We start from the raw sequence: 11,626 nt of genomic DNA, 5'->3' as shown, positions 1-11,626 counted from the left end.
CTTCCATTAATCAAGTTAGGTAAGGAGTGAGCAAACGATGGGAAAGCCAACGGGGTTTATGGAATACAAGCGAGAGGCGCCTAGAAAAAAGGATCCAATGGCTCGTGTGAAGAACTGGCAAGAGTTTCAGATTGTTATGCCAGAGCAACAGTTAAAGCGTCAAGGTGCCCGCTGCATGGATTGCGGCATTCCGTTTTGTCAAGCAGGCACAACTATGCCTGGGTCAAATGAAATTGGCTGTCCAGTCTACAACCTTATTCCAGAGTGGAATGAGCTCGTATATCGTGGGAAGTGGAAAGAAGCCCTTGATCGCCTTCATAAGACGAACAACTTTCCTGAATTCACTGGCAGAGTTTGTCCTGCGCCATGTGAGGGTTCTTGTACGGTAGCCATTAGCGATGAGCCAGTTACAATTAAATCAATTGAGTACAGTATTGTAGAGAAAGGCTTTAAAGAAGGCTGGATTAAACCGAATCCACCTAAGGAGCGAACAGGTAAAAAAGTGGCTGTTATTGGTTCAGGGCCTGCTGGCTTAGCAAGTGCAGCTCAGCTTAATAAAGCAGGGCATCTCGTAACCGTATTTGAACGAGAAGATCGACCAGGTGGTTTATTAACGTACGGCATCCCGGATGTGAAGCTTGCTTATACAATTGTTGATCGCCGCATTACACTATTGAAAGAAGAAGGAATTGTCTTTCGAACCAACGTCGAGGTTGGTGTTGATGTTACAGCGGAGGAATTAGATCGAGAGTTCGACGCGATTATATTGGCAACAGGTGCTACAATGCCAAGAGATGTTGATCAAGAAGGGCGAGAGTTATCAGGAATTCATTATGCTATGGATTTTTTAACGGCGAATACGAAAAGTTTGTTAAATTCGAATCATCAAGACGCAAACTACATTTCTGCAAAAGATAAAGATGTTATTGTCATTGGTGGTGGTGATACAGGAGCGGATTGCATAACAACATCTATTCGTCATGGGGCACGTTCGGTTACACAATTTGATATTAATGAGCAAAAGCAAACAATTCGTCACATTGACAATCCATGGCCGCTATTCCCGAATATTTATAGTGAAGAAGATGCTCATAAAGAGGCTAAAGCCGTTTACGGTCGTGATCCACGCAGCTATAAACTGCAAACAGCTAAATTCGTCGGTAACGAAAAAGGTGAGTTAGTCGGCCTTGAAACGATTGAAGTGAATACAACGCTAAAAGATGGAAAAAAAGTTCGTCATCCTGTTTCAGATTCAACAAAACTATGGGAAGCAGATCTTGTTTTACTAGCAGTCGGATTTACTGGACCAGAGCGACAACTACTTGAGCAAATGAACATTAATCAAACCAAACGCCAAACCATTGACGCTGAATATGGTCGTTATCAAACGAATCAAGCTCATGTATTTGCGGCTGGAGATAATCGTCGTGGACAAAGTTTAGTCGTGTGGGCGATTCATGAAGGAAGAGAAGCAGCCCGTGAATGTGATCGTTTCTTAATGGGAAGCAGCCAATTACCGTAATGGGGAAAAATGTTCTAGACCAACCGCTTCGCTCCGTGTCATAATAAGAAAAAAGCCAATGGGATGATGGATATGGTCAGAACGTATTTAAAACATATGATGATGGTGCTCGTTGGCTTCTTTTCTATCAATCTTTCAATTATGGACCCTTGGGTTGAAAAAGCAGACTCTGGAGAGCTATCTACAGCAAAAGCATGGCAGTGGAATGACTCGAAATCAAATGTGTACTTAACAAATGATGAAGAATACACGTTACTCCCGTTTGTTGTCGGTTCACCGACACAATATGAGCATATCGAGCTAGAGTCACACTGGCTGACTGAGATCATGATAATGGACGAAGCATATCGCCAAGGTATGAAGAAATTTGGTCAACGGATTGGAGAAAAAATCGAAGCAGCCTACAAAGATGAAATTTTACCAGAACTGAAACAAGCGGTGGCAACGGTCTTGGAAACGACGGATCGCAATATGTGGCATGAAATTAGTATGACAGAAGCATCGTCTACTGGACGGGGTGAAAAGATTATGCACATCGTTCATGCAAAAACAGGCGATGATTTAATTAGGTTTCACGTTCGCATTGATCGACCGCCAAAAACAGGTCATGTGTTTCAATTCCACTATCACTCATACGAAGATGATTTTAATGAACATTATGAACTAGGCTCAATCTATTGGGGAAAAAATGAACCTCCGCTTTATCAAGCGTGAGGTTCATTTTCTTTAAAAAAGTCGTTCTTTTTTCGCATTTTTGTTCTCTTTATATCGAATCTTTTGGTACAGTAGAGATATACCAACGAAAAAGGAGTATGGTTAATGGAAGCGGAAAACAAAGGCAGACAACAAAGGCCGACTTGGCTAAAGTGGCTTTTACGAATTGTATTTGCCTATATTGGATTATTAGTACTTGTTCTTGCTTCGGCCATTTTAACGATGACCGGAACATTCACCCTAATTGTGCTCGAATTGTTTATGGATAATGATAGCTTAAGAACGATCAATGAACAGTATTTAGTGCCGTCCTCGGAATTTTTATGGGACTTATTTACTCGCCTTGTGCCAGGTTTATAGAGCGTTATGAGTAGTCAAGACATAGGGTTTCTTGCGTTTTTTATTCTTTGCTTTATCGTCGCCGGTATTTTTGGAGGTATTGCGTTAGCGTCTGCCTTAAAAGGCAATAAAAAACCTCTATATTGGAGTATTCCATTGGCATTAGTATGTGTCATACTATTTATTATTATGATGTTTACGTTTCTTTTATAAAAAGGGTAGGTGTAACCATGGAGTTAGTAAAAGCAAAGTACAAAACAGGGATTTACATTGGAGAACTTATTGACGTACAAGAAGAACAAAATCGTGCACTTTTTAAAGTATTGGCCGTGGAAACCCATCCGAAACAGGGAGATTTACATAATCCAAAACAAGTAGACGTTGCGTATTTTCATCAACGAAAAGCGCTTGCTTATTTAGAAAAAGCATGGGTACCACTTACAACGGTTAAGTCTTATGAAGGGACCGAGGCGGCTGACTATGAATCTTCGTTGCGACAGGCATGGCAACGCGCTTATGATACTGTAGCGCAAGATGATTCAGAATGGGCAAGAAAGAGTCTCCACTTATTAGACGATTTACGGCATGATTATTCGTTTTAATAAAGCATAAAAAAGCGTATGTTCATTTGAACATACGCTTTTTAAATTAATTCGCATATAAGGTTGTTTGTGGAAGAAAAGGTTGCAATAGTACGTGAAGTGCATGATTTTCTTCGTCTGTTAACGGAATGAGCGGGAGACGAACAGAACCTGCAGGTAAATTAAATGCAGTTAACGCTGCTTTTACTGCTGTAGGATTAGGCGCCATAAACAACCCTTTCATTACTGGGTAAATACGCTGATGAATGGTTTTAGCGTGCTGGAATTCACCATCATGAAGTGCCTGCATCATTTCTTTCATTTCAAGTCCTACGATGTGAGAGGCAACAGAGACTACACCAGTAGCACCGACTGCCATCATCGGCAGCGTTAAGGAATCGTCACCACTATACACTTGGAAATGATCCGTCGTTTGCGAAACAATCTCGGTTACTTTATCAACATCTCCACTTGCTTCTTTAAGGGCAACAATATTCGGAATCAACGATAACCTTATGGCTGTCTCAACAGACATATCGGCTCCTGTTCTCCCGGGTACATTGTAGAGCATAACAGGAAGAGAGACAGCGGTAGCCACTTGAAGCATGTGCTGGTAAATTCCCTCTTGTGAAGGTTTATTGTAGTATGGTGTAACAACCATAATACCATCAGCTCCGAGAGCCTCCGCTTCCTTTGCCAACTCAATGGTGTGAGCGGTATTATTAGAACCGACTCCAGCAATGACCTTCATTTGTTTAGTGGATGCTTGAATCGCTAGTTTTAACATATCTTTTCGTTCAGAAGCGGTTAGAACAGGTGACTCGGCTGTTGTACCGTTTACAACAAGTGTATCCGTTCCTGTACTCGCTAAATGCTGAATAAGTGAAAAGGTGCCTTCTTTGTCAATGGAACCATCTTGTGAAAATGGGGTAATCATTGCAGTGAGTAATTGTCCGAAATGCATAAAAATCCTCCTTATGAACAGTAGAGAGGAATAAAAAAACAACAATGACAAGTCCATTGCTGCATAGGTCGTACCTACCTTCATGTAGCCCCCCATACAAATGTATGACAGTACTGCTCTTATTCAGAAACAGCCCCAATAAAGAATGAAAGTAGGTCATTCCTTATTTCGGCAATCACACCTTTCCATTCACATCAACAGGCCTAATCCTTCAGTGAATGTACTTTTTGATCATGCGCCTCTACTATAATTCTGTTCAATTAATATGGCTTTACCATACCAAAATTAATCGTATAAAGCAAGGTTACCGATGAAATTTCCCACGATGTTGTTGAAGACAATTTAATAGTGAATCAAGCTCTTGAGAACACTTAACGGTTTTAGTAGCGCCTAAGCCGAATTTTTTTGCGATCATATGCATTTCACTTCGTTTTACTTCTATATCAATATGAATCATGGTTTCACTCCACCTATGGAATTAGTACAAGATGTATTATAGCGTGAATTTCTGTTAAGAAAAAGCTTTATTCAAAACTAGTCAAATAGTTCTTTTCTTAGTCAATTCTCGACATGTCTAGATCTTTTTTCGCTTTAATACCATTCTCGGCTGCTATTGATTGGTATTCCATTGCATAGAGACGAATCGTTAATGTCGCATAACTAGAATGAAGGCGAGCATCATTTACATCTTTTGCAGCAGCTAATTCTTGTAAGGCAATAAGGTAAGAGTGGTGCAAATCCTTTAACGTGTGAAACGGTTCTACTGGTGGAATGGTTTCAAACGTTTCTGCTTCTGTTAAAAGCGTATCAAGTTGTCGTTGCGCACCTTGGCTACCATTTTCGACCTCTGTTCCAAGTGCAGGAAGTAGTGAGTAAACAGTACCTAAATAGGCTTCAATGTTAGTTGCGTACCATTCACTTTCTGTTGTTTGTTCAAGCTTAACGTGATTAACTTCTTGACGATTTGATAATTTCTTTATGTCATCACTTTGTTTTTGAGGTGTTTGTCCCTGGACACAACCAGTTGCTAGTAACACAACCATCATGAACGTGGCGCACACTTTAAATAACCGTGTCATGTAAAAACTCCTCTGTCTCGTTTTTTTTAGTTTGTGGAAAAAAAAGCGGTTTATTCAACAAACGTTTGTTATAAAACAAACAAAAAAACTATTGACTGTTATAATACAATGGCATATAGTAATAGTAAGCACAATTTCAGGAGGAGATACTATGGCAACTGAAAAAGACACGCAGCGTACGGATCAAGAAGAGGATATGACGATTTTAGACATGATTAATAGCTATTATGCCTAATGAGCCTCTTGGCTCTTTTTTTGTTGTGTAGTAATACAGATTCTTATAAATGATTGTTTTTAAAACAGATAGAGCGGGTATAGAATAAATGTCCACGGAAAAGGAGAGGTGCTTTTTGATTTTGCGACTTTACGGCATACATTTTTTTCATTCAAGTGGCTCGGTCTAGGAACCGTAACGATAAGTGAGAGGTAGGGCACTTATTGTTTGAAAAGAATGAAGGAGGAGAAAAGATGAGTTTTACACCTTCAAAAGACGAATACCGTTTTAAAATTGACGAAATGCGAAAAGAAGAAGAACAATACCGACGAGAAGCGTTTATTGAGATTTACGAAGAATACGTCTCTGTTTTAGAAAAAGAAATTGATGTGCTAAAAAATGAAAAAAAGGATTAGTCTGAAGGCTAGTTCTTTTTTTATTGAGTACAGTTTAGTGGTAAACTATTGGCTTCTTTGTTATAGTGTAGGAAATCATAATGCGTATGGAGGAAATCAATAATGAGTGAACATAAACATGTGTACCAAGAAAAAGAAAACGGTGGACCAACTTTTGTGCTGCTCCATGGAACAGGTGGAAATGAAAATGATCTATTGCCTCTTGCTAAGATGATTGATGAAAAAGCGAATGTGCTAGGTGTTCGTGGCAATGTCCTAGAAAATGGCATGCCTCGCTTTTTCCGTCGCTTGCAAGAAGGTGTTTTTGATATGGAAGATTTAAAGAAGCGTACAGATGAATTAAATGATTTTTTACAACAGGCAGCGTCTCAGTACAAATTTCAAGATCAAGATGTATATGCGATTGGCTATTCAAACGGTGCTAATATTGCCGCAAACCTTCTATATGAACACGGTTCTGTTTTTAAAGGCGTATTTTTGTTTCATGCAATGGTTCCACAACAAAAAGAACAATTACCGAATCTAAGTGAAACAGCGGTGTTTGTTGGCGCAGGCAAGAATGATCCGATGATTCCAGCTGACCAAACGAACATCCTCATTACAGATTTACAACAAGCAGGTGCATCTGTTGAAAGCTATTGGACAACAGGTGGCCATCAATTGTTACGTGAGGAAGTAGACGAAGCGAAACGTTGGTATGATACGTTACGCGGCTAATTCAGTTTGCCATGTATGCAAAAGCCTTTCTTATTAAAAGTGGACAAGAAATCAAATCTTCGTTAAACTGCTTTTAAACGATAAGCAATAAAGAAAGGTTGAATGTAGGTTGAAAGAACAAAGAAACAGTTGGCTTTATGCACTCGCTGGAGTGGTTTTAGTCGGTGTATTTTGTTTAGCGCTACTGAGCCATTTATGGTATCAAATTGTCGTCCTATTTGCTTTAATCGCTTTGTTTGTGTTTCTTGTTTTAAAAACAAAACGATTAGAAGAGAAGCTCGATCAATTTATAAAAAAAGATGAAGTTGAAAAAGTAGAGCTCGATCATGAGCACGAAAAAACAAAAGAACATGATCTTGTTGCGTTACAAGAAAAAGAATATCAACTACAAAAGCTTGATTTGGATCGAACTCAATTGTTTGAAGAGCTGTTAAGTAAAACAGAGTTAGCAGAGCTTGAAAAAGAAAAAATTCGTGAACGTCTTGAACAAACCGACACTGAAACATCGCGGGTTCGTCAAGAATGGCTCAATGCCTCCAATCGCTTGATGAATGTTGTTAAAGGCACAAAGAAGTTATTTATTAAACAATCGCCAATGCGGGAAATTGCGGCTTCAATGGACCCGGCCATTTTAGAATCAGGCTCATTTGCTGCTCTAAATGAAGAAATTCAACGTTTACTCCCACGTTTATCAAAAGAGAGTAATCAATCACTTGCCAGCTCGAACTATATTGATGAAGAAAATCAACTAACACGATCTGGCTATAAAGCACTGCTTCAAGCAAACGAAGAAGATAAATAAAACGGGATGCATATGCATACCGTTTTATTTATTTATAGCTATTTTCAAGGTCTGAAATAAGAGAACCGACATACGCAACGGCATCTTGAATCGTTTCTTTCTTTTCCATATCAACTCCAGCCACTTTAAACAGATCAAGTGGCTGAAGCGTGCCGCCGGCTCGCAGCATTTTAAGCCACTGGTCAATGACTGGTTGACCTTGCTCTTGATAGAGGGTGTAAGCTTTCGTTGCCGCCGTTAACCCAGCAGAATAAGTGTATGGGTATAGACCCATATAATAATGAGGTTGACGCATCCATGTTCGCCCAGCTCGTTCTGTAATTTCGACCGCATCTCCCCAAAAACCAGAGAGAACCGCTTGTTTTGTTTCCCGCAATGTAATGGCAGTTAATGGTGTGCCACTCTCGGCAAGTGCATAAACCCTGCGTTGAAATTCACCTTCTAATAAGTGGGTGACGAAATTATGGTAGTATGTTCCGATAAATTGAAGAATTACCCAACGTCTCATTCGCGGATCGTCAGTTGATGCTAAAAGATGATTTCCAAGAAATAGCTCATTCATTGTAGACGGTGCTTCAATACAATATGTTGATGGACGTGTTGCATGTAGCGGTTGTGCATCGTTTGCGTTATAAAAATGGCCAGCATGTCCAAGCTCATGAGCTAAAATAAAGGCCCCGCGCATTGTATCTTTCCATGTTAATAAAATATACGGATGATAGCCATACGGACTTGAGCAAAAGGCGCCAGTAGCCTTGCCAATATTGTCTGCTCTGTCTACCCACCGTTCATTCTTAGCACGCATAAGCATATGGTTATACGCTTCGCCAAATGGTTTGAGGGCTTCTATAATCGTCTCATATGCTTGGTCGTATGTTGTAGGCGGTTCAAATTCAGGGTCGAGAGGGGCTTTTAAATCAGAAAAGCCAAAAGATTCAAGACCTAAAACATCTTTTTTTAATTTCGCATAGCGCTGCATATGTGGTGCTAGTTCTTTATAAATAATATCTATCTGGTTGTGGTACATCGTTGGGGTCACTTGTTGACTGTGCAATAGCATATGCTCAACAGAATCATAGCCACGTAAGCGTGCGAGTGTTACTTGTTTCATTACTTCTCCAGCATAAAGTTTCGCATATGTATGCTCGTACTGCTGGAGGGTATCATCAAATGCAATAAAGGCATTTCGTCGCTCTTCCGTGTGAGCAGAAAGCTCATATTGGTCTTCAAACCTAGCAAAAGAAAGTGGTTTTTGTTCTCCATTTGCACCAATGAAATCTGGAAAAGTCATATCAGCAGCTTTACTAGTTAAATAAGTAGAATAAGGATTTGTTAAAATAGGTGTCAGAGAAGCAAGCACTTCTTCGGTTTCAGAAGAGAGTGAAAAGGGTTTTGATTCAATTAACTTTTCCAAAAATACGTGGAAAGATTGAAGTTGTTCGCTCTCTTGTTGAAACTGTTCAATGACAGCTTCAGGTAGTTTAATGATCTCTGCTTCAAGCTTTGCTAATTCAGCTTGGACAAGAGCTTGCGTGCTTTGAGCAAGGCTTGCGTTTCCTTGAGCGGATGAGCTTGTTCCATCGCTTGATAAAGATAACGTTGCATAGGTGATAACCGGTACTAGCTTTTCCATTAAGGCTTCCCTTGCCTGCAAAGCATTCGCTAGATTCTCTGCCCGTTCACCAATTTTTTCTGTAAATAAAGATAATTTCTCTGCTTCTTTTTCGACATGCTGACGTGCTTGTTCCCAATCTTCATCTGATAAGAAGAGATCGTTTAAATCCCACATTTCCTCGGCTGGAATCGCTTGTCGTTGTGTAAGTGTCATTGTGCCTACCTCCTTAAATTTCGTAAATCGAAATATCTATTAGTATACAATAAAGAAAAACCATTTACACTAGTTCAGAAAAAATAGAGTGATAAATTGCTAGTAGCCAACAGAACAACCATTCGCTAAAATAGAGAAAGAAGACGTTTTTGAGGTGGATCATGTTTAAAAAAACATTACAACAAAAATTACAGGAATTAAAGCAAGATAAACAGATCACATATTGGCATGAAATAGAGGCAAAAGATGCAAAAACAGAGCCGTTTCCTGAGTGGCTTGATATGAGTATTTGCCATGGCTTGCGTAAACGAGGAATTAGTGAACTTTATAGTCACCAAAAGGAGGCTCTTGAGTGCAGCCGTAAAGGAGACCATTTTGTTACTGTGACACCGACTGCATCTGGAAAGTCACTCTGCTACCATCTTCCGGTGTTGACATCTTTTTTAAAGGACTCGTCTAGCCGTGCTCTTTACTTATTCCCAACAAAAGCGTTGGCACAAGACCAAATGGCAGAATTAAATGAAATGATTCGTGATGTTGGGGTTTCACTAAAGTGTCATACCTATGACGGTGACACAGCGCCCCAGATTCGTTCAAATGTGCGACAGTCTGGCAATGTTGTTATAACAAATCCCGACATGCTCCATTCAGCGATTTTGCCTCATCATACGAAATGGGTTGCTTTTTTTGAACGCTTAGATTATATCGTCATTGATGAGCTCCATACATATAGAGGAGTATTTGGAAGCCACGTAGCAAATGTTATTGGGCGACTGAAACGAATTTGTGCGTACTACGGTTCGAATCCAACTTTTATATGTACATCCGCAACGATAGCCAATCCAAAGGAATTAGCTGAAACATTAGTTCGTGAATCGTTTCACGTTATTAATCAGAATGGTGCACCTTCTGGAAAAAAACATTTTCTGTTTTACAACCCTCCAGTCGTTAACGAACCATTGCAAATTAGGCAAAGTGCGATGCGTTCAGCACAAGAATTAGCAGAAGGGTTTCTCCGTGAAGGGATTCAGACCATTCTATTTGCTAGAAGTCGAGTAAGAGTAGAACTCATCTTAACAAAGTTACAGCAAATGATTAAGCATACGTTCGGAAAAAAAACCATTGCTGGTTATCGTGGTGGCTATTTACCTAATCAGCGACGAGCGATTGAAAAAGGGCTTCGTAGTGGTGAAATCATTGGTGTCGTTTCCACAAATGCTCTTGAGTTAGGTGTGGATATTGGTCAACTCGAAGTATGTATCTTGACCGGGTATCCAGGTTCAATAGCGAGCGCCTGGCAGCAAGCTGGTCGAGCTGGCAGAAGACAAAATGAAGCGGCAATTATTATGGTCGCGTCGTCTTCACCAATTGATCAATATATTATAAACCATCCAGAATACTTTTTTAATCGTAACCCAGAGACAGCACGAGTAAATCCTTTAAATTTGATCATTTATTTAGATCATTTAAAGTGTGCAGCTTATGAACTGCCATTTCAAGTTGGGGATTCATTTTTAGGTGAAGTAGTCGACGACTATTTAACCTATTTAACTGAAAAGCAAGTGCTTCTACAAAAGAAAGATCGCTGGTACTGGATGAGTGATGCTTTTCCTGCCCATGGCATAAGTCTACGTTCTGCCTCTCAAGAAAATGTTGTGATTATTGATCAAAGTGATGTAACAACTCATAAAGTAATTGGGGAAATGGATCGGTTTAGTGCCATGACATTATTACACGACGAAGCCATTTATCTGCATCAAGGCATTCAGTTCCAAGTAGAATATTTGGATTGGGATGAAAAGAAAGCGTTCGTGCGAGAAGTAAAGGTTGATTATTTTACGGATGCCAACTTAGCCGTCTCTTTAACTATTTTAGAAGAGGATGCATCTAGCCAGCGAGGATTGGCGCTGCTTTCCTATGGAGATGTATCAGTGACAGGGAAAGTTACGATCTTTAAAAAAATTCGGTTAACAACGATGGAGAACGTTGGTTCTGGCCCTGTCCACTTACCTGAAGAAGAGATGCACACGAACGGAGTGTGGCTAACGTTTCTAGCAGAATTTGCTGAACCTAAAGAGATAGAAGATATCCTTATGAGCTTTGCAACGTTGCTCCATCATGTTGCACCTCTTCATCTAATGTGTGAACGAAGTGATATTCATGTAACCCCACAAGTGAAAGCAGATGTATCAGGAAAACCGACTGTGTTTATTTATGACGCGTATCCAGGAGGTATTGGACTTGCTAAAGAAGTATATGACCGTCTTGATACAATTTTAAATCATATGAGTAAGCTCATTACAAGTTGTTTGTGCGAACAAGGGTGTCCAGCATGTGTTGGAGAGGTAAAAGAAGACAGACGATTTAAGAAAAAATTGATGACAATCATAAGCGATTTGTAAAGAAGAGTCTCATAATTTCACATACCGTATTTAAAAAAGAAAGGAGAA

14 protein-coding genes and 1 riboswitch are annotated in these 11,626 nt (G+C 39.8%); of the genes, 10 read left to right on the top strand and 4 right to left on the bottom strand.

The features are described from left to right. Window positions 1-37 precede the first annotated feature (37 nt). The 5 genes from E2L03_RS00410 (at window position 38) to kapB (ending at window position 3,177) form a co-directional block, all read left to right on the top strand. Complete coding sequence (locus E2L03_RS00410; protein ID WP_095150303.1) at window positions 38-1,522, top strand: glutamate synthase subunit beta; 1,485 nt, start codon at window positions 38-40, stop codon at window positions 1,520-1,522. Window positions 1,523-1,594: 72 nt separating this feature from the next. Beyond that, window positions 1,595-2,236, top strand: coding sequence for a YpjP family protein (locus tag E2L03_RS00405; protein WP_166740159.1), 642 nt, complete (start codon window positions 1,595-1,597; stop codon window positions 2,234-2,236). 105 nt (window positions 2,237-2,341) lie between these two features. Beyond that, on the top strand, window positions 2,342-2,596 hold the full coding sequence (locus tag E2L03_RS00400; RefSeq protein WP_038480076.1) for a hypothetical protein: 255 nt from the start codon (window positions 2,342-2,344) through the stop codon (window positions 2,594-2,596). 6 nt (window positions 2,597-2,602) lie between these two features. Continuing rightward, a complete protein-coding gene (locus E2L03_RS00395; protein WP_038480073.1) occupies window positions 2,603-2,788 on the top strand; it encodes a hypothetical protein in 186 nt (61 codons plus the stop codon). A gap of 17 nt (window positions 2,789-2,805) precedes the next feature. Next, window positions 2,806-3,177: a kinase-associated lipoprotein KapB gene (gene kapB, locus E2L03_RS00390; protein WP_134258411.1), complete on the top strand. Its 372-nt coding sequence runs from the start codon at window positions 2,806-2,808 to the stop codon at window positions 3,175-3,177. Window positions 3,178-3,223: 46 nt separating this feature from the next. On the opposite strand, the gene dapA is transcribed toward kapB, so the two are convergent. The 3 genes from dapA to E2L03_RS00375 form a co-directional block, all read right to left on the bottom strand. Continuing rightward, the gene (dapA, locus tag E2L03_RS00385) at window positions 3,224-4,120 is read right to left on the bottom strand and encodes a 4-hydroxy-tetrahydrodipicolinate synthase (protein ID WP_038480067.1); all 897 of its coding nucleotides are present in this window, start codon (window positions 4,118-4,120) and stop codon (window positions 3,224-3,226) included. Window positions 4,121-4,197: 77 nt separating this feature from the next. Next, window positions 4,198-4,372: riboswitch (Lysine riboswitch) on the bottom strand. 52 nt (window positions 4,373-4,424) lie between these two features. After that, window positions 4,425-4,577 (bottom strand): aspartyl-phosphate phosphatase Spo0E family protein, encoded by a 153-nt coding sequence (locus E2L03_RS00380; RefSeq protein ID WP_078440115.1) that lies wholly within the window; start codon window positions 4,575-4,577, stop codon window positions 4,425-4,427. Window positions 4,578-4,674: 97 nt separating this feature from the next. Next, a complete protein-coding gene (locus tag E2L03_RS00375) occupies window positions 4,675-5,199 on the bottom strand; it encodes a hypothetical protein (RefSeq protein WP_055737690.1) in 525 nt (174 codons plus the stop codon). A 91-nt stretch (window positions 5,200-5,290) separates the two neighbouring features. Between E2L03_RS00375 and E2L03_RS20160 the strand changes: the two genes are divergently transcribed. The 4 genes from E2L03_RS20160 to E2L03_RS00365 all read left to right on the top strand — a co-directional run bounded on the left by E2L03_RS20160 (window position 5,291) and on the right by E2L03_RS00365 (window position 7,348). Then, the gene (locus E2L03_RS20160; RefSeq protein ID WP_166740158.1) at window positions 5,291-5,434 is read left to right on the top strand and encodes a hypothetical protein; all 144 of its coding nucleotides are present in this window, start codon (window positions 5,291-5,293) and stop codon (window positions 5,432-5,434) included. A 233-nt stretch (window positions 5,435-5,667) separates the two neighbouring features. After that, window positions 5,668-5,829, top strand: a complete 162-nt coding sequence (locus tag E2L03_RS20155) for a hypothetical protein (RefSeq protein ID WP_158318526.1) — start codon at window positions 5,668-5,670, stop codon at window positions 5,827-5,829. Window positions 5,830-5,931: 102 nt separating this feature from the next. Further along, the gene (locus E2L03_RS00370; protein ID WP_134258410.1) at window positions 5,932-6,546 is read left to right on the top strand and encodes an alpha/beta hydrolase; all 615 of its coding nucleotides are present in this window, start codon (window positions 5,932-5,934) and stop codon (window positions 6,544-6,546) included. 109 nt (window positions 6,547-6,655) lie between these two features. Next, on the top strand, window positions 6,656-7,348 hold the full coding sequence (locus E2L03_RS00365) for a hypothetical protein (RefSeq protein ID WP_038480058.1): 693 nt from the start codon (window positions 6,656-6,658) through the stop codon (window positions 7,346-7,348). A gap of 28 nt (window positions 7,349-7,376) precedes the next feature. Here E2L03_RS00365 and pepF read toward each other — a convergent pair whose 3' ends face one another. Beyond that, a complete protein-coding gene (gene pepF, locus E2L03_RS00360) occupies window positions 7,377-9,176 on the bottom strand; it encodes an oligoendopeptidase F (RefSeq protein WP_134258409.1) in 1,800 nt (599 codons plus the stop codon). A 161-nt stretch (window positions 9,177-9,337) separates the two neighbouring features. On the opposite strand from pepF, the gene E2L03_RS00355 reads away from it, so the two are divergent. Continuing rightward, window positions 9,338-11,578, top strand: a complete 2,241-nt coding sequence (locus E2L03_RS00355) for a DEAD/DEAH box helicase (RefSeq protein ID WP_134258408.1) — start codon at window positions 9,338-9,340, stop codon at window positions 11,576-11,578. Window positions 11,579-11,626 lie beyond the last annotated feature (48 nt).

The sequence above is a fragment of the Shouchella oshimensis genome (assembly GCF_004375095.1).
GTDB classification, from domain to species: domain Bacteria; phylum Bacillota; class Bacilli; order Bacillales; family Bacillaceae_D; genus Shouchella; species Shouchella oshimensis.
This window is presented reverse-complemented; position numbering and strand designations above follow the sequence as displayed.